Genomic DNA, 17,652 nt, shown 5'->3' with positions numbered 1-17,652 from the left:
CATGACAACACCACTTGCAGGCTGTTTTCCCGGCCAGGGCTCGCAGTCCGTCGGGATGCTCGACGCGCTGGCCGCCGCCTTCCCGCTGGTCCGCGAGACCTTCGCGGAGGCCTCCGATGCACTCAATCGCGACCTCTGGGCGCTCGTGAGCACCGGCCCCGCCCAAGCGCTCGATCAGACCGAGAACACCCAGCCGGCCATGCTCACCGCCGGGGTCGCCGTGTGGCGGGTCTGGCAGGCCCAGGGCGGACCGACGCCGACCATCATGGCTGGACACAGCCTGGGCGAATACACGGCACTGGTCGCGGCCGAGACCTTGAGTCTCGCCGACGGTGTCCGGTTGGCCGCCGCGCGCGCCCAATTCATGCAGGCCGCAGTCCCGCTCGGCCAAGGGGCCATGGCCGCGCTGATCGGCCTGACTGATGCGCAGGCGGTGGCGCTCTGCGCCGAACAGGCGCAGGGGGCCGTGCTGGAGGCAGTGAATTTCAACGCCCCCGGCCAGGTCGTCATCGCCGGTGAGGCCGCGGCCGTCGCTCGCGCGATCCGTGCCAGCAAGGCGGCGGGAGCCAAGCGCGCCCTGCCCCTGCCGGTCAGCGTACCCTCGCACTGTGCGCTGATGCGCCCGGCGGCGATCCAACTGGCGCAGGCCCTGTCCGCACTGGATCTGCACCCCCCACGGGTGCCGGTGTTGCACAATGTCGATGTCGCCGCGGCGGACTCGGTCGAGGGGCTGAGCACGCGGCTGTGCATGCAGCTCTACCGGCCGGTGCGCTGGGTGGAGACCATTGAGGCCATGAGCGCTGCCGGCGTGCGTCTCGCCCTCGAATTCGGCCCGGGCAAAGTGCTGACCGGGCTCAACAAACGTATCGATAAGGCCATGACCACGGCGCCGGTCTTCGACCCGGAAACGCTGGCCGCGGCACTCACCGCAGCGCACGAGGAGACGACCCATGCTCAGGGGTGAAATCGCACTGGTCACTGGGGCCTCACGCGGCATCGGCCGCGCTATTGCGGCTGCGCTGGCCGCACAGGGCGCCGTGGTCGCCGGCACCGCGACCACCCAGGGCGGTGCCGACGGCGTCACGCAGGCGCTGACGGACGCCGGCCATCAGGGCCTGGGGCTGGTGCTTGATGTCGCCGATCCCGCCTCGATCGAGGCAGCCATGGAGACCTTGACGCAGTGCCTGGGCGCGCCCAGCATCCTCGTCAACAATGCCGGAATCACCCGCGATAACCTCTTAATGCGTATGAAAGAGGATGAGTGGGACGCGGTCATCGACACCAACCTCGGGTCCGTCTACCGGATGTCGAAGGCGTGCCTGCGCAGCATGACCAAGGCGCGCAAAGGCCGCATCATCAACATCACCTCCGTCGTCGCCACCATGGGCAACGCTGGACAAGCAAACTATGCCGCGGCCAAAGCCGGTATGATGGGATTCACCAAATCCCTGGCCCGCGAGGTCGGGTCCCGCGCCATCACGGTCAACTGCATCGCCCCCGGGCTGATCGACACCGACATGACGCGGGCACTGCCCGAGGCCCAGCAAGCGATCATCCTCGGGGGTGTGCCGCTGGGTCGCTTTGGTCTGCCGGAGGAGGTCGCCGCGGCGGTCGTCTTCCTGGCTTCCCGCCACGCCGCCTACATCACCGGCGAGACATTGCACGTCAACGGCGGGATGTACATGGCCTGAGGGTCGGCCGACTTTGGCTTGAACCCGAGTAAAATCATCTGGTTAATTGATTGGCCTGGGCGCCGTTATCGGCTTTCATCGCCCGTCGATTGTCACTAGAATACCGTCTGGCCCGCCCCGGGCCGTCTTTTGCCTTTCGGAGGATTCAGACTCATGAGCAGCGTTGAAGAGCGAGTTCGGAAGATCGTCATCGAGCAGTTAGGCGTCAAAGAAGAAGAGGTGACCCTCGAGGCCTCCTTCGTCGACGATCTTGGCGCGGATTCCCTCGATACCGTAGAACTGGTGATGGCCCTCGAAGAGGAGTTCGAGACCGAGATCCCTGACGAGGACGCGGAGAAGATCACCACCGTGCAGCAAGCGATCAACTACATCAACGAGCACCTTGCCTGAGGCGCGCTGCTTCGATGACGGAACGGCCGCCGCCCGATGATAAGGACTTCGCGTGCGGCGCTTGCCCGTCAGGTCATTCCGAGCAAGAGGGGTAGGTAATGACAGTCAGAAGGGTCGTGGTCACCGGACTGGGTTTGGTGGCGCCGGTAGGTTTGGACGTCCAATCGTCCTGGAGCAATATCCTTGCCGGCAGGAGCGGAATCAAGCCGATCACCCACTTCGACGTGGGGCCGTTCAGTACGCGCTTCGGCGGTCCGATCTACGGCTTTGATCCGACCGTCTATGTCTCGGAAAAGGATTCCAAGAAGATGGACAAATTCATCCACTATGGCATGGCAGCCGGCTGCCAGGCCATCGCCGACTCCGGCCTCGTCATCGACGAGTCCAACTGTCGACGCATCGGGGTGGCCATCGGCTCCGGCATCGGCGGGATCACCGGCATCGAGAACAACTACGAGGCCTATCGCTCCAAGGGGCCGCGGCGGATCTCGCCGTTCTTCGTGCCGGCTAACATTATCAACATGGTCGCAGGCGATCTCTCGATCAAGTTCGGACTCAAGGGACCGAACTACTCGATCGTCTCCGCGTGCAGCACCGGCAGTCACAATATCGGTGAGGCGGCCATCATGATTCGCCACGGCTACGTGGACGTCATGATCGCGGGCGGCGCCGAGATGGCGACCTCCCCGGTCGGCTTGGGTGGCTTCGCCGCGGCCCGCGCCCTGTCCACCCGCAACGATGACCCGGAGCGCGCCAGCCGGCCATTCGACAAGGAGCGGGACGGTTTCGTGTTGAGCGACGGGGCCGGCGTGGTCGTGTTGGAGGAGTACGAGCGGGCGGTCGCCCGCGGCGCGCCGATCTATGCGGAACTGATCGGGGTCGGGATGAACTCCGACGCCTACCACATGACCTCCCCCTCGGAGAATGGCGAAGGTGCCTCCGAATGCATGCTGCTGGCCATGAGCGATGCGGGCGTCAACCGCGATCAGGTCCACTACATCAACGCCCACGGCACCTCCACCCCGGCCGGCGACGCGGCCGAGACCATGGCCATCAAGCGGACCTTCGGCGACTTGGCCTATCAAGTTGCGGTGAGTTCCACCAAGTCCATGACCGGGCACATGCTTGGCGCGGCCGGTGGGGCCGAGGCCATCTTCACCATCCTGGCGCTCCGCGATCAGGTCGCGCCGCCCACCATCAACTACGAAACCCCCGATCCGGACTGTGATCTCGACTACGTCCCCAACACGGCGCGCGAGATGCGCATCGACGTGGCCTTGAGCAACTCCTTCGGTTTCGGCGGGACCAACGGGACCCTGATCTTCCGTCGTCCCTAACCTGGACGCGGGCCTGAGGGTACAGATGGCCCCATGCGAGGGAACGACGACAACCGCCCCCCCGACCGATACAGGACCGCTCCGGGTCCTGATCGATGGGGCCGGGGCGGACCTGGTGCCGATCTGGGATCGGGGTCTCACCTATGGCGACGGTCTCTTCGAGACCGTCCTCATCCGTGATGGAAAACCCTGCCAGTGGCCCAGGCACCTGGCCCGCCTGACGCTTGGCTGCGCCCGTTTAGGCATACCCGCACCACCGCTGGAGCGCCTCGAGGACGAGGTCCGCAACCTGCTCCAGGGAATCGACACGGCGGTACTCAAGATCCTGATGACCCGGGGAATTGGCGGACGTGGCTACGGCCCATGCGCGGACCCACAACCACGCCGCGCCCTGCTGCTCTACCCGCTCCCCACCTGGCCAGAGGACTGGGGCACGGACGGTGTCAGTGTACGTTTTTGCCTGACTCGCACCTCCCAGAATCGCACACTGGCGGGAATCAAACATCTCAATCGCTTGGATAGCGTGCTGGCACGCGCCGAGTGGACCGATCCGCAGATTGCAGAGGGGTTGATGCTCCGGGAAGATGGGCAAGTGATCGGCGGGACCATGACCAACCTGTTTCTCTGGACCGGTACGACCCTGTTGACGCCGGTCCTCGACTTGGCCGGAATCGCCGGCACGGTGCGCGCACTGACGCTGGAGATGGCCAGCCGTCAGGGGCTCGATTGCCGGGAGCGGGACCTGCCGCCCCGCGCACTGCGCGAAGCGCCAGGACTCTTTCTGACCAATTCGCTGATCGGGGTCTGGCCGATCCGTCGGCTGGACGGGCGCGACTATGACCTGGGACGTCTGCCCTGGAGCCTGCTCAAGGCCGTCGGCGCGGCGGCCCAGGTCGCGGAGTGGCCGAAGCGATGATGCGATCTGCACTCGCCGCACTCCTACTGGGTGTGGGCATCCTGGCGGGTGGGGTCTGGCTCGACTACCAGCGCTTCATCGCCGCACCGGTGCGCATCAGCGAGCCGACGGTGGTGTTCGAGGTCCAGCGTGGCAACGGCGCCCGCCAGATCGCGGACGCACTGACCGCCCGCGGTTTCATCCGCCACCCCTATTATCTGCTCCTGCTCGCCCATCAACGCCGCGACGGCGCCCGCTTCAAGGCCGGCGAATTCGAGCTGACCCAAGGCATGACCCCGGGCGCGGTCCTTGATCGACTGGTGTCAGGGCGGGTGATTCAATATCCCATCACCGTGGTGGAGGGCTGGACCTTCCGCCAGGCGGTGGCGGCGATCCTGGCCGATGGCCACTTCGGTGACGACCTCGCCGCAGCCACCGATGAGTCACTGATGGCCGCCCTGGGTCACCCCGGGAAGCACCCGGAGGGACGCTTCTTCCCGGACACCTACAGTTTCCCCAGACACACTACCGGGGTGGATGTGCTGCGCCGCGCCCTGCAACGCATGGATCAGGTGCTCGCCGGCGAATGGGATGGGCGGGCCACCGGGCTGCCGCTCAAGACCCCCTATGAGGCCCTGATCCTCGCCTCGATCATCGAAAAGGAGACCGGTCTAGCCGCCGAGCGCCCGGAAATCGGCGGGGTCTTCGTGCGGCGACTGAACGCCGGGATGCGGCTCCAGACCGATCCGACGGTGATCTACGGGATGGGGGAGCGCTTCGACGGCAATCTGCGCCGCGCGGACCTGCGGGAGGCCACCCCCTACAACACCTATGTCATCACCGGGCTGCCGCCGACCCCCATTGCGCTGCCCGGCCGCGCCGCGATCCACGCCGCCCTGCACCCGGCGGCGGGTGACAGCCTCTATTTCGTCGCACGGGGCGACGGCGGACACGTCTTCTCCGCTACCCTGGAGCAACACAACCGGGCGGTACGTGAATATCAACTCCACAAGGCTCCAAGCCAACCGGGACCCTAGAGTGCGGAACCCAGGATGAGTCAACGCGGGCGTCTCATTACCTTTGAGGGGATCGAGGGGGCGGGCAAGTCCTCACAGATCGCGCCCCTGGCCGACTGGCTGCGCGCGCGCGGTCTCACGGTGATCACCACCCGCGAACCGGGAGGCTCGCCGATCGCCGAGCGTATCCGTGCCCTATTGCTCGACCGGGCCAACACCGGCATGGACGGGACCGCCGAACTCTTGCTGGTCTTCGCCGCGCGCGCCGAACACCTGGCCCAGGTCATTACCCCGGCGTTGACCGCGGGCACCTGGGTCCTGTGCGACCGCTTCACCGATGCCACCTATGCCTATCAGGGCGGCGGCCGCGGCATCGATCCGAGCCGCATCGCAGTGCTCGAAGACCTGGTCCAAGGGGCGCTGCGGCCCGACCTGACCCTTGTCTTTGACCTGCCCCCGGCGCTTGGACTGGCGCGGGCGCGCGGGCGCAGCGAACCGGACCGCTTCGAGGCGGAACGCCTCAGCTTCTTCGACACCGCCCGCGCGGTCTATCTCAGCCGGGCCGCCGCCGATCCGGGGCGCTATCGGGTACTGGATACGACCCGCCCGTTCGGCGAGGTATCCGCGGCGGTGACCCGCAGCGTCGCGGCACTGGATGAGCGTTGCGCATGACCCAAGCCCCAGTCGATAACGAACTGCTACCCTGGCTGGAGCCGAACTGGGCGCGACTGCAGCAGGCGCTGGCGATCGACCGGTTGCCGCATGCGCTGCTGATCGTCGGCGCCCGTGGCTTGGGCAAGCGCCGGTTGGCCGATCTGTTCGCCCGCGCGCTGCTCTGTCGCACCCCGGGGCCGGCCGCACTGCCCTGCGGCACTTGCACGGACTGTCGCCTGAACGCCGCCGGCAGTCACCCCGACTGGCGGCGGGTGACACCCGACCCGGAGTCCAAGTCCGGGGAGATCGCAATCGATGCCATCCGCGAACTGACCGACCGCTCGGCCCTCACCCCGGTACGCGGGACGCGTAAGCTGGTGCTGATCGACCCGGCGGACCGGATGAACGCCGCCGCCGCCAACGCGCTATTAAAGACCCTGGAGGAGCCCGCGGGCAACACTCTGCTGCTGCTGATCGCCGAGCAGCCCGGCCGGCTGCCGGCGACCATCCGCAGCCGCTGCCAATTGCTCAAACTCGCGGTCCCGCCGCAGGATCAGGCGCTGGCGTGGCTGACCCCGCGGCTGGGCGCGGCGGCACCCGTGCGGCTGCGCCTGGCCTACGGTGCCCCACTGCGGGCCTTGGATGCATTTGACCAGGCCACCCTGGACAATCGCGAGACCCTGGTGCGCGGCTTCATCGGCATCGGCCGCGGCGAACTCGACCCGGTGGCCGCGGCCGCGGCTTGGAACGCGCTCGGTGCACGGCTATCATTGGATTGTCTGGCAAGCTCGCTGTGCGACTTGCTGCGACTGGCGGTCTCGCCCGCGCCACCGCGGCTCGCCGACCCCGGGCTCGCAGCACCGCTGCGCGGGCTCGCCGACCGCATCGACCCCGGCGCCGCCCATCGACTACTGCGCCGCGTCTTCGAGGCCAGGGGACTGGTGGAGAGCAGCCTCAATCCGCTGATGCAAATGGAGTCACTACTGATCGAATGGGCCCGCATCGGCCAGCGTTGAGCACCGCGGGGCCATGGCAGCGGTCGTCCCACCGGCCGATCACAGAACATCAACAAGGAGCGCGCCTCATGAGTACCCCCCTAACACCGAATGGACCGATGAGCGGCTCCGTCGGCGGCCAGCAGCGTATCCTGAGCTTCGCCATCAAGGACAAGGCCGCACTCTACGCCGCCTTCATGCCCTTCATCCGCAATGGCGGGCTCTTCATCCCCACCACCAAACGCTACCAACTGGGGGACGAGATCTTCCTGCTGCTCCAGTTGATGGAGGAGCCCGACCGCATCCCGGTCGCCGGCAAGGTGATCTGGGTCACTCCGCCCGGGGCCGAGGGCAACCGGGCGGTGGGGGTGGGCGTGCAATTCAGCGAGCAGGACAAGGGCGTGGCGCGGCGCAAAATCGAGGAATATTTAGTCGGTCTGCTCACCTCCGAGCGGCCGACGCATACCATGTAGGACACCATGCTCATCGACTCCCACTGCCACCTCGACCGGGTCGACCTGACCCCTTACGCGGGCGACTTCGCCCGACTGATGGCGGCCACCCGGGAGGCCGGGGTGTCGCACCTGCTGTGCGTTTCCATCGACCTGCCGCGCTACGGCGCCATGCGCGCGCTGATCGCCCCCTACCCGCAGGTCGCGGTGTCGGTGGGCGTCCACCCCAATGAGTCGGCGGGCGGCTCGCCATCCGTCGCCGACCTGGTGGCACTGGCGGCCGACCCGCGCAATGTCGCCATCGGCGAGACCGGACTCGACTATTTCCGCAGCGAGGGCGACCTGGAATGGCAGCGCGAGCGCTTCCGGACCCACATCGCCGCCGCCCGCACCTGCGCTAAGCCGCTCATCATTCACATGCGCGACGCACGGCAGGACTGCATCCGCATCCTGCGTGAGGAAGGGGCAGACGCCGTCGGCGGGGTGCTGCACTGCTTCACCGAGGACTGGGAGACCGCCCGCCAGGGCCTTGACCTGGGCTTTTACGTCTCCTTCTCCGGCATCGTCACCTTCAAGGCCGCCGCTCCGCTGCGCGAGGTCGCCCGCCAGGTGCCACTGGAGCGGCTACTGATCGAGACCGACTCACCCTATCTCGCCCCCGCCCCCCATCGGGGCAAGCCCAACGAACCCCGCTTCGTCGCGCAGGTCGCGGCCTGCATCGCCCAGCTGCGCGGGATACCGGTGGAAGAACTGGCACGGGTCACCAGCGAGAACTACTTCCGTTTGTTCGGGTCGCCGCCCTCACGCCTCACTCCGCCTTGATGTGCAGATGGTGTAGGTCGGCCGGGAGCGCCGCACCCCAGTGCGGCGAAGCCTCGCACACGACCGCAGCATTGCCTGTTGCCGCGAGACCGGGCCGTACTGGGGTGCGGCGCCCCCGCATCCCCCCCGGCCCTGTGCACCCATGAACGACCCGATTCGCCTCCTACATCTGTCCGACATCCATGTGCGCGCCGGCACGGCGTGGGACTCGGACCCGGTGCTGGCCGCGCTGACGCGGTTCATCGCCAGTGAGGTCAGCGCGGGTCTAACCGCGGACCTCGTGGTCATCACCGGCGACTTGGCCTTTGCGGGTAAGGCCGAGGAGTATGCACTGGCGCGCGCCTGGCTCGAGGGTCAGTTATGGCCAGCCTTGTCGCTCCCATCCGCGCCAGCGCTGGTACGGGACTTTCTTGGTGCAGTAATTGCCATCTTAACTTGTCGCTCCCATCCGCGCCAGCGCTGGTACGGGACTCTCTGCTGCTGGTGCCCGGCAACCACGACGCGGATCGGGGGGCCTGGTCGGTAAGGGCGTGCGCTTCATGCAGGACGGTCTGCTCGATGAGCGGTCCCATGAGGCAGTCGCCGACCTCTTGCGGGACCACCACGAGCGGCAGGGTCTGCTGCGGCGTCACGACGCCTAGGTCGCCTTCTACTACGCGTCGCGCCAGGCCAGGCCATCCACCTGAACCGGGATCTCGTGCTGCGCGGACACCTGCACGAGGGCGAGGCGGCCTACATCCGGCCGCCCGATCCGGCCCGCGCCTGCCTGGAACTAGCTGCCGGCTGTATCTACGACGGCAGTCGCCACCCCAACGCCTTCCAGTGGATCGAACTGTGGCCCGAACCGCGGCGGGTGCGGGTGCGGTTTCGCACCTGGGTCAAGGGCGCCTGGCAGATCGACAGCAACCAACCCGGCTGCCCCGAGGGCCAGGCCGATTTCACGCTGGCCCCCAAGACGACCCCGGGCTCGGTCGCACCCGCGACCCAAGCGCCGGCCGTGCCCCCCGACTATCTGGACTGGCTGCGCCGCCAGTACGAATCGGTCGAGCTCCTGGGTCTGGATGTCCAGGCACAACACTCCACCCAGCTCAGTCAGGTCTATGTCCCCGCCATCACGCCCGCCAGGCACGCCGCCGCACCGCCGGACCAAGGCACGCCGGACGGACGGCCAGACGACCGGCCGCAACACGAACTCCTGCTCGGGCGCCTGGGCGAAGCGTCACTCTATTGCCCCGGTGACCCCGGCGCCGGCAGACCTGCCCGCGCGCCTGCCTGCTCAACGCGCTCTCGCACGGGCTGGACGATTGGACCCGGGTCGGCAACCGCCTGCTGGTCACCAGCCGCCCCTATGGCCTCAGGCCCGAGGACCTGCGCCGCCTGAACCTGCCCGAGGCGCTGCTGGCCGCGCTCCACGCGGGGCTCCAGTCGCTCTTCATCCGCCGCTGGTACGCCGCCGCCGACCCGTCCCAGGGCGAGGAGGTGGAGCGCCTCCTGACCGACTATGCCGACCTCAACCCCTGCCACCGAGGCGGGGACCACCGCCGCCGCCGGGCGCCGCGACGAGTTGCTTTCGCGCTCCGGCCTGCTGCTCGGCCGCGGGAGCGGCGAGGCCGGCTTCTACCACCTGAGCGTCCAGGAGTTCCTGGCTGCCGAGCACCTGGCCCGCACCCGCCGTGAGCCCGACTGGTTCACGGCCGTCGTCGCCGCGCGTGCCCCGGTCCCCGAGTGGCGGCTCACCCTGAGCTTCCTGTTCGGTCGCATGTTGAAGCGCAACGGCGAGCAGTGGGCGCTGGACGCCGCCCGCGACCTGCTCGCGACCCAGGACCGCGCCGCGGTCCGCGCTAACCCCGCACCCGCGGTGGTCTGTGCCGACTGGATCGAGATGCTCACGCGCAAGGGGCTCAACCTGCCGGGAGCCGCGCTGGTGGTCCGCGGACGTCTGGGCCTGGCGCGAGACCGAGTCCGTGAGTCTGCCGGCGTATTGGCGGGACAGCCGCTTCAACACCGCCAACCAGCCGGTGGTGGGCGTCTCCTTCTGGGAGGCAGACGCCTTTTCCCGCTGGGCCGGGGGGCGCCTGCCCAGCGAGCGGGAATGGGAAGCCGCCGCGCGCGGACCCCAGGGTTACGAGTACCCCTGGGGTGGCGACTGGAAGGACAGGATCTGCAACAGCGCTGAGGCCGGTCTCGGGGTGACCTCCCCGGTGGGGCTTTTCCCCCGCTCACGTCAGATGCCGCTCGGCATTGAGGACCTCGCCGGCAATGTCTGGGAGTGGTGCGACAGTTTCTATTCAGTGGACAAGCAAAAACCCGGTGCGTCTCGCGTGCTGCGCGGCGGTGCCTTCTCCGTTGGGTCCAGGGGCCTGCGCTCCTCGTTCCGGCTCAGGGACGAGCCCGAGAACCGGTTCAGGTTCATTGGGTTGCGCTGTGTCCTGGCCGCTCCCCGCCAGCTTTGACCCATTGATCCACGCAGGATCTCGTGCCCAAGCGGGGCTTGACCGTGAGTAGGAGGGCGCTCAGGCACCTGTGGCGCGACCGGGTTGGCAACGATAGACTCTTATCCGAGCCCCGGGATTCGGAACCCTCGCGTTCCGTTCCCGCAATTCCGGCGTCCGCACACGCCAGCACAGTAGCCCCAGATGACCCAATTGACCCTGGACATACCCGAGTCGGCGTTTTCCACCCTACATCAGGCCCCCGCGGAGTTCGCGCAGGAAATGCGCGTGGCCGCGGCGGTCAAGTGGTATGAGCTAGAGCGCATCTCTCAGGGCCGGGCGGCCGAGATCGCCGGCTTGACCCCTGGTTACGATGCATGGGGGTTGGCTTGCAGGGGAGGCGGTTGGGTTTAGCAACTTTCAGCCTACCACCCTTGCGAGTCAGCCCCAAGCTTTTCAGTCGGTTGGACTTAACTTAGCGCCATTCGGGCCAGGTCCCGCACCAGGGCGCCCAGCAGCCCGGCGGCGCGCGCCTGATCCGCCAGGGTCGGCGCGGGACCGAGCCGGTCCAGCACGGCGGCGAACAGTCCCTCCACCTTATCCTCGCCTTGCAGGTAGAGCACGCCCGCCAGCAACAGGACGGCCTCGCGCCACTCCGGGCGATAGAGCGCGGGCGTACCCGCGGGCGCGGCGGTCAGGAGCAACTCGGCACGCTCGGCGTCCGGTCGGCCGGCCAGGGCCTGGGCGGCGAGGTATTCCTGAAAAGTCAGGTGCCAGAAGCGCAGTTGGTGGCCGCGGCGTACCAGGACGCCGCTGTCGATCTCCTCAGCGGCCAGGAAGCCTTCGGCGCGCTCGATGGGATCGCTTGAATCCAGACCCCGCTCGAAGCGGTGCGCGATGCGTTCGGCCGCCCAGCGGCGGGTCACCTGCACCTGTCGGCCCTTGGGGGCGGTCTGCATGACGAGCGCGAGGTCCGCCAGCAGTTGGCGGCAACGCTGGGACTTCTCCCGGCCGGGGCGTTGCTCGCGCCCCTCGATCAACCAGCGGATGATTGACTCGTAGAGCTCCGCGCGCTGCTCGGGCAGCCGCTTGTCGTTCCAATGCACAACGGCCAGCGCGGTGAGCATGACGGTGTTGCAGGCCAGCAGCCGGATCTCGCGGCGGGAGGCGAGCGCGGCGACCAGTTCCCGGTGGTGTGACTCGGCGCGGTCCGGCCGCTCGGGGAACAGCGCACGGCTCCAGCGGGCGAGGAAGCCGTCGATGGCGGGGCCGTCCAGTGCCTCGATGGTGGTGTGGGCGAAGCCGGCCAACACCGCCTTGTCCTGGTAGGCCGCCGGGCGGCTGGTAACGACGAGCGGGCAGTGTGGCCAGGCCTGGGCCAGGCGTTCGATGCGCCGCACAGCGCGCTCGCGCTGGAGGCGGTCGGGCGCCTCGTCCAGGCCATCCAGCAGGATCAGGACCTGGCCGGCGTCGAGCAGGCGGCGGAAGTCGTCCGCGTTGAGATTCTGGTTGGCGTCGCGGGCGCACTCGCCGAGATAGGCGGGCAGCCAGGCGGTGTCGAGTGGATGTCGGACAGCTGCAGGAGTCGGATCGGCTGGGGCATGGCGGCATTCGGCTTGCGGTGCAGGGTCACCCGGGTCGGGCAGAACCGCAACGAGTGATTTCCGGACAAGTCATTTCCGGACTCTGGATCATCATCACTCGACCGCGTGACGGCTCACCAGCAATTCGGCAATCTCGGTCGCCTCGGCGCCACGGTAATTCTTCATGACCACCGATAGCGGGGACTCGCCGGTGCGGGAGCGGGCGGACACATTGGCGCCATTGAGAATCAGGAGGCGGGCGATGTCGAGCATGCCGCCGGTCAGCGCCAGCAGCAGCGGCGTATTGCCGAGCCCGTCGCGGGCATTGACGTTGGCCCCCTTCGCGATCAACTTCTCCGCGATGATCTGGTAGCCCGCGATCGGCTTACCGCAGGCGATCAGCAGTGGCGTCAACCCGAGATTGTCCCGCACATTCACATCGACGCTGGCGTCCAGTATGATCGTCGCAATGACGGTCAGGCCGCGCTTTAGGGCGGAGAGTAGTAGCGGGGTCCCGTCCTCATCCTCGGCCGGCAGTTTGATGCCTGCCCGCACGAACAAATCGATCACCTGCTTATCGCCGGCTTCAAAGGCCCGAAAAAAATTGGCCTTCGTCATCGCGATCTCGGACGCCTCGAGCTGTCTTACGGCATCCGCCTTGCGCTCCGCGGCGCGAAAGTTCTCCAGTCGGCGAAACTCCCAAACCCGCATCAGATCCGCCATCACCTCCGCGGGAAAGCCCTTGCGTCCGGACCGCTTGTCGATCAGGAGGTCTGAGAAATAATCATGGAGTTCTGGGGTATTCCAGAGTTCTGCGATCTTACTCAGAATGCGGTCGAATTGGGTCTCGAGATGGACAGGGTAATGTTGGCCCATGCGCTCGAATATCGGATATTTCATCGCTCGCTTTCTCTATCAGATACTTGGCTATTGACAGGAGCGTAGTTGCTCGTTGTCTGCTGTGAGTTTCCCCTGCTTGAACTCGATCATGATATACGCGGTTGGCTCCCCATAGGCTCATCGCCGAGCTCGGCCGCAATCAGCTCCAAGGCCCGCGGGAGTGCGGCCGCATCGTCGGCCAACCAATGGCAACCCGTCTCGGCGCGCAACCAGGTGAACTGGCGTTTCGCCAGTTGCCGGGTGGCGACGGTGCCGCGGTACAGCAGCTCATCGCGGCCATACTCACCCTGGATGAACTGCCAGACCTGCCGATAACCCACGCAGCGCATAGACGGCAGGTCGGCCGTCAGATCACCGCGCCGCCGCAGCGCCGCGACCTCCTCGATCAGACCGGCATCCAGCATCCCGCGCAGGCGCTGCGCGATCCGCTCATGCAGGATCTGCCGGTCAGTCGGCGCCCGCACCAGTTTGAGCAACCGATACGGCAGAGCGCCGCCGTCGGCGCGGGCACGCCGGATCAGCGCGCTCATGGGCTCACCCGTGATGGCGTGGACCTCGAGCGCGCGTTGGATGCGCTGGGGGTCATTGGGGTGGACCAGAGCGGCAGTGACCGGGTCCAGCATGGCCAATCGGGCATGCATGGCCGGCCAGCCCAGGCGCTGCCCCTCATCGAGCAGGCCCTCACGGACCCCCGGGTCCGCCTCCGGCAAGGGGGCCAGCCCTTGCTGCAGCCCCCGAAAATAGAGCATGGTACCCCCCACCAATAAGGGGATGCCACCCCCGGCAGTGATCGTGGCCATGGCTGCCAGGGCGTCGGAGCGGAAACAAGCGGTCGAATAAGACTCGCTGGGGTCCAGGATATCGATCAACCGATGGGGCGCTTGCGCGAGCACCGCCGGCCCCGGTTTGGCGGTGCCGATGTCCATGCCCCGGTAGATCATGGCCGAGTCCACGCTGATGATGGCGCACGGCAGGCGTCGCACCAGTTCCACCGCCAGCGCGGTCTTACCGCCGGCGGTAGGGCCCATCAGCAAGATGGCCAGCGGACGGGTGTCCGGGGCACTGCCCGCGTCCAAATCTGAAGACTGCATACATCTGAAGGATCGGTCCATCATCTGAAATCCGGCAATGGCTGACGCCAAGGCGCCAAGCTCGCCAAGCTCGCCAAGAAAATGGAGTAGGTGAAGTCACCGGATCACCCGCCGGGTGAACGGCCCAACGCCGATCGCGCACTGAAAAACCTTGGCGAGCTTGGCGCCTTGGCGTGACAACGACGCGCTCCAGGATGACTGGCGTACTGCGGCTACCGGCCCCGCGAGAACAGCCGATCCAGTTCACCCTGGCTCAACTGGACCCAGGTCGGTCGGCCGTGGTTGCATTGATCGGCCCGCTCCACCTGTTCCATGGCGCGGAGCAAGGCATTCATCTCGTCCAGGGTCAGGCGCCGATTGGCCCGCACCGCCCCGTGGCAGGCCATGGTCGACAGCACGCGATTGACCTCCTCGCTCACCCGCTCGGACTGCCCATGCACCGCCAAGTCGGAGAGCAGGTCGCGCACCAGGCGCTCCGCATCGGCATCGCGCAGCAGCGCCGGTACCTCGCGCACCGTGAGCGTCCCCAGCGCCAGCCGGTCGACCGTAAGCCCCAGAGCCGCCAAGACCTCCCGATGGGCCTCCAACAGATCGGCCTCCCGCGGGCTGACATGCAATGAGACCGGCACCAGCAGCGGTTGGCTCGCGATCCGCCCGGCGCCCCAGGCCGCTTTCAGCCGTTCATAACCGATGCGCTCGTGGGCCGCATGGATATCAACGATGATCAACCCCTGTGCATTCTGCGCCAACAGATAGATGCCGCTCAATTGTGCCAGGGCGAAACCCAGGGGGGCGTCGTCTCCGACTGCCGGCCCCGCGTCAGGCGCCGCCGCCGGGGTGTCGGCTCCAGACGGGCGCTGAAAGTCGAGTCCGGCCGTATACAGGCCCGCCGACCGGTCACCAATACCCAGCCCCAGACGACCGGTCTGCGGCGACGTGCCGGTTCTCGGTAGCCGCGGGTCCGATGCCGCCGGGGTCGGCGCCGGAAAGGGCGCCTGGGTGAGGCCCGGAGTCACCCCGGACCCGGCGACAGCCGCCGTGCCCAGACTCCCGGCCGCCAGTCGGCGCTTGAGCGCACTGAAAATGAAGTCGTGAACCTGGCGCCCCTCGCGGAAGCGCACCTCCTGCTTGGTCGGGTGTACGTTGACGTCCACCAACCGCGGCGGGAGTTCCAGAAAGAGCACATAGGCCGGGTGCCGGGCCTGATGCAGCACGTCGCTGAAGGCCTGGCGCACCGCATGGGTCACCAGTTTATCGCGCACCATGCGCCCATTGACATAGAAAAACTGCTGGTCCGCCTGGCCGCGGGAGAAGGCCGGGCGCAACACCCAGCCGGACAGCCGCAGGGCCACCGCCTGTTCATCCAACCACAAGGCCTGCTCGCCGAACCCCTGACCGAGCAGGGCATCCAGGCGCGCGCGAATGCGCACCGGGTCTGCCCCCGCCGGGGCCAGGTCCAACACCACCCGGCCGTTGTGGCGCAGGCGTACCCCCACCTCGGGGCGGGCCAGTGCCATGCGCCGCACCACCTGCTCCAGGTGCCCAAACTCGGTCTTGTCGGTGCGCAGAAACTTGCGCCGCGCGGGGGTGTTGTAGAAGAGGTCGCGCACATCCACCGTAGTCCCCCAAGGGTGGGCGGCGGGCCGCAACTCCCCGGGGGTGCCATCCGGCCCCACCGTCACCGCGTGGCCATTGCCCTCCCCCGTCGCCCGGGAAGTCAGGGTGAGGCGGCTGACCGAGGCGATGCTCGGCAGGGCCTCGCCGCGAAAACCGAGCGTCGCCACCGCCTCCAGGTCGGCCAAATCATTGAGCTTGCTGGTGGCGTGCCGGGCGAGCGCCAGGGCGAGTTGCGCGGGCGGGATACCGCGCCCGTCGTCGCGCACCCGCAGGCGCTTGCTCCCGCCCTCCTCCACCTCGATCTCGATCCAGGTACTCTCCGCATCCAGGCTGTTCTCGATCAGTTCCTTGGCGACGGCGGCCGGGCGCTCCACCACCTCCCCGGCAGCGATTTGATTGACCAGGTGGCTGGGCAGCACGCGGATCGACGCGACGCGCACCTCGGCCGCCGCGGCGATCGGGGCAGCGCTAGGGTCGGCGGTGAGGGCGAATCGATGAGTCAAGGATTCAGCCATTGCCCGATCCGCTGCCGGACGCGGCATCGGCGTCCGGCGCCGCATCGGCGCTCGCGGGACGCGCCGCGCTCTGCACGCGGTAGCGGTGGAAATACTGCTTGATGCCGGACATGATGGCCGCCGCCAGGCGTTGCTGTTCGGCGCCGTTCTGCAACCGCGCCTCCTCGTCCGGGTTACTGATGAAGGCCGTCTCCACCAGCACCGAGGGGATATCCGGTGACTTGAGCACCACAAACCCGGCCTTCTGGACCCGCCCCTTGTGGGTGGCGCCGAGTCGACTCAGATTGCTGAGCACGGCGCCGGCGGCCTGCACGCTACGCTCCAGGGCGGCGTTCTGGACCATGTCCAGCAGCACGGTCGCGAGTTGGTCGTCGCGCTCCGCGAGATCCACCCCGCCCACGCGGTCTGCACTGTTTTCCTTTTCAGCCAACCACTTGGCTGCCTCGCTGGTGGCGCCACTGCGCGACAGGGTAAACACCGATGAGCCCTGCGCCTGCGGGCTCTCGAAGGCATCGGCATGGATGGAGATGAAAAGGTCCGCCTCGTGCTTGCGCGCCTTCCGAATGCGCCCGCGCAGCGGCACGAAGGTGTCGCCGTCACGGATCATCAGCGGGCGCATCCCCGGCTCCTTCGCCACCAGGGCGGCCAGGCGCCGGGCGATGGCGAGCGTCACGTCCTTCTCGCGGGTCCCCTGGGCGCCGATCGCGCCCGGGTCCTCACCGCCGTGGCCCGCGTCGATCGCCACCACCAGCGTACGCGGGACGCGCCCCCGCTGCCCCGCCTTGCCACGCCCCCCGGCAACCGCCCCGGGCGCACCCTTGGCACCCGCCTTGGGGATCAGTTCCACGATCAACCGCTGCGGGTGCTCGCCGTCCGCCGCCAACGGAAAGCTCTTCACGCGCACCGGCCGCTTCAGATCCAGCACGATGCGCAGGGCATCGCCCTCCCGCATCCCGCTGCGCAGCCCCGCCAGGTTCGGGTCGTCGGCCTCGGCCTTGGGCAGCTTGCCGGTCAGGGTCGCATCCGCGATGTCGACCACCAGCCGATCCGGTCCCTCGAGCGCAAAAATCTGATGCGTGACCGGCCCGTTCAAATCCAGCACCAGCCTGGTGCGCTCCGGATCCGCCGTGATGCGGGCACCCGTCACCGCACTCGACGCGGCGACCGCGACGGGCGTGAAGAGGGTCAGCAAGACCGGCAGCAGGATGGCGACGAGCGGCGTCACGGCGGGCCTCCACGGGGCAGCAGGCTTCAGACGAAGT

20 protein-coding genes are annotated in these 17,652 nt (G+C 67.8%); 15 read left to right on the top strand and 5 right to left on the bottom strand.

Annotated features, from left to right (window positions below):
* The first annotated feature begins 1 nt into the window (after position 1).
* The 14 genes from fabD to QZY44_RS35360 all read left to right on the top strand — a co-directional run bounded on the left by fabD (position 2) and on the right by QZY44_RS35360 (position 11,098).
* Positions 2 to 964: an ACP S-malonyltransferase gene (gene fabD / locus QZY44_RS35430; protein ID WP_295459153.1), complete on the top strand. Its 963-nt coding sequence runs from the start codon at positions 2 to 4 to the stop codon at positions 962 to 964.
* Positions 951 to 1,691, top strand: a complete 741-nt coding sequence (gene fabG, locus QZY44_RS35425; protein ID WP_295459151.1) for a 3-oxoacyl-ACP reductase FabG — start codon at positions 951 to 953, stop codon at positions 1,689 to 1,691. The genes fabD and fabG overlap by 14 nt, the downstream gene beginning before the upstream one ends.
* A gap of 153 nt (positions 1,692 to 1,844) precedes the next feature.
* The gene (gene acpP / locus QZY44_RS35420; RefSeq protein WP_295459148.1) at positions 1,845 to 2,081 is read left to right on the top strand and encodes an acyl carrier protein; all 237 of its coding nucleotides are present in this window, start codon (positions 1,845 to 1,847) and stop codon (positions 2,079 to 2,081) included.
* Positions 2,082 to 2,179: 98 nt separating this feature from the next.
* Positions 2,180 to 3,418: a beta-ketoacyl-ACP synthase II gene (gene fabF / locus QZY44_RS35415; RefSeq protein ID WP_295459144.1), complete on the top strand. Its 1,239-nt coding sequence runs from the start codon at positions 2,180 to 2,182 to the stop codon at positions 3,416 to 3,418.
* 25 nt (positions 3,419 to 3,443) lie between these two features.
* The gene (gene pabC / locus QZY44_RS35410; protein WP_295459140.1) at positions 3,444 to 4,334 is read left to right on the top strand and encodes an aminodeoxychorismate lyase; all 891 of its coding nucleotides are present in this window, start codon (positions 3,444 to 3,446) and stop codon (positions 4,332 to 4,334) included.
* A complete protein-coding gene (gene mltG / locus QZY44_RS35405; RefSeq protein ID WP_295459205.1) occupies positions 4,334 to 5,350 on the top strand; it encodes an endolytic transglycosylase MltG in 1,017 nt (338 codons plus the stop codon). Before pabC ends, mltG begins: the two co-directional genes overlap by 1 nt.
* A 15-nt stretch (positions 5,351 to 5,365) precedes the next feature.
* Entirely contained in the window at positions 5,366 to 6,001 is a 636-nt protein-coding gene (gene tmk, locus QZY44_RS35400; RefSeq protein WP_295459136.1) for a dTMP kinase, read from the top strand.
* Complete coding sequence (gene holB / locus QZY44_RS35395) at positions 5,998 to 6,999, top strand: DNA polymerase III subunit delta' (protein ID WP_295459133.1); 1,002 nt, start codon at positions 5,998 to 6,000, stop codon at positions 6,997 to 6,999. Before tmk ends, holB begins: the two co-directional genes overlap by 4 nt.
* A 68-nt stretch (positions 7,000 to 7,067) precedes the next feature.
* Complete coding sequence (locus tag QZY44_RS35390; protein WP_295459131.1) at positions 7,068 to 7,451, top strand: PilZ domain-containing protein; 384 nt, start codon at positions 7,068 to 7,070, stop codon at positions 7,449 to 7,451.
* 6 nt (positions 7,452 to 7,457) lie between these two features.
* Positions 7,458 to 8,252 carry a TatD family hydrolase gene (locus tag QZY44_RS35385; RefSeq protein WP_295459128.1) on the top strand — a complete coding sequence of 265 codons (795 nt, stop codon included), beginning with the start codon at positions 7,458 to 7,460 and terminating at the stop codon, positions 8,250 to 8,252.
* 142 nt (positions 8,253 to 8,394) lie between these two features.
* Complete coding sequence (locus QZY44_RS35380; protein WP_295459125.1) at positions 8,395 to 8,778, top strand: hypothetical protein; 384 nt, start codon at positions 8,395 to 8,397, stop codon at positions 8,776 to 8,778.
* 171 nt (positions 8,779 to 8,949) lie between these two features.
* Complete coding sequence (locus tag QZY44_RS35375; protein WP_295459122.1) at positions 8,950 to 9,633, top strand: hypothetical protein; 684 nt, start codon at positions 8,950 to 8,952, stop codon at positions 9,631 to 9,633.
* A 484-nt stretch (positions 9,634 to 10,117) separates the two neighbouring features.
* On the top strand, positions 10,118 to 10,705 hold the full coding sequence (locus QZY44_RS35365) for an SUMF1/EgtB/PvdO family nonheme iron enzyme (protein WP_365305959.1): 588 nt from the start codon (positions 10,118 to 10,120) through the stop codon (positions 10,703 to 10,705).
* A 183-nt stretch (positions 10,706 to 10,888) separates the two neighbouring features.
* Positions 10,889 to 11,098, top strand: a complete 210-nt coding sequence (locus QZY44_RS35360; RefSeq protein WP_295459113.1) for a UPF0175 family protein — start codon at positions 10,889 to 10,891, stop codon at positions 11,096 to 11,098.
* A 56-nt stretch (positions 11,099 to 11,154) separates the two neighbouring features.
* Here QZY44_RS35360 and QZY44_RS35355 read toward each other — a convergent pair whose 3' ends face one another.
* On the bottom strand, positions 11,155 to 12,123 hold the full coding sequence (locus QZY44_RS35355) for a hypothetical protein (RefSeq protein ID WP_295459202.1): 969 nt from the start codon (positions 12,121 to 12,123) through the stop codon (positions 11,155 to 11,157).
* On the opposite strand from QZY44_RS35355, the gene QZY44_RS35350 reads away from it, so the two are divergent.
* Positions 12,046 to 12,345 carry a hypothetical protein gene (locus tag QZY44_RS35350; protein WP_295459111.1) on the top strand — a complete coding sequence of 100 codons (300 nt, stop codon included), beginning with the start codon at positions 12,046 to 12,048 and terminating at the stop codon, positions 12,343 to 12,345. The two genes, QZY44_RS35355 and QZY44_RS35350, sit on opposite strands and share 78 nt — an antisense overlap.
* A gap of 36 nt (positions 12,346 to 12,381) precedes the next feature.
* Here QZY44_RS35350 and QZY44_RS35345 read toward each other — a convergent pair whose 3' ends face one another.
* From QZY44_RS35345 to QZY44_RS35330, 4 genes are all read right to left on the bottom strand, one after another.
* Positions 12,382 to 13,167 carry an ankyrin repeat domain-containing protein gene (locus QZY44_RS35345; protein ID WP_295459108.1) on the bottom strand — a complete coding sequence of 262 codons (786 nt, stop codon included), beginning with the start codon at positions 13,165 to 13,167 and terminating at the stop codon, positions 12,382 to 12,384.
* Between the two features lie 86 nt (positions 13,168 to 13,253).
* Complete coding sequence (miaA, locus tag QZY44_RS35340; protein ID WP_295459105.1) at positions 13,254 to 14,258, bottom strand: tRNA (adenosine(37)-N6)-dimethylallyltransferase MiaA; 1,005 nt, start codon at positions 14,256 to 14,258, stop codon at positions 13,254 to 13,256.
* A gap of 212 nt (positions 14,259 to 14,470) precedes the next feature.
* On the bottom strand, positions 14,471 to 16,390 hold the full coding sequence (mutL, locus tag QZY44_RS35335; RefSeq protein WP_295459103.1) for a DNA mismatch repair endonuclease MutL: 1,920 nt from the start codon (positions 16,388 to 16,390) through the stop codon (positions 14,471 to 14,473).
* Positions 16,383 to 17,652 (bottom strand): N-acetylmuramoyl-L-alanine amidase (locus QZY44_RS35330; RefSeq protein ID WP_365305956.1); only part of this gene is annotated, 1,270 nt, incomplete at its 5' end. The genes QZY44_RS35330 and mutL, both read right to left, overlap by 8 nt.

The organism is uncultured Thiodictyon sp. (assembly GCA_903837595.1).
Taxonomy (GTDB): domain Bacteria; phylum Pseudomonadota; class Gammaproteobacteria; order Chromatiales; family Chromatiaceae; genus Thiodictyon.
This window is presented reverse-complemented; position numbering and strand designations above follow the sequence as displayed.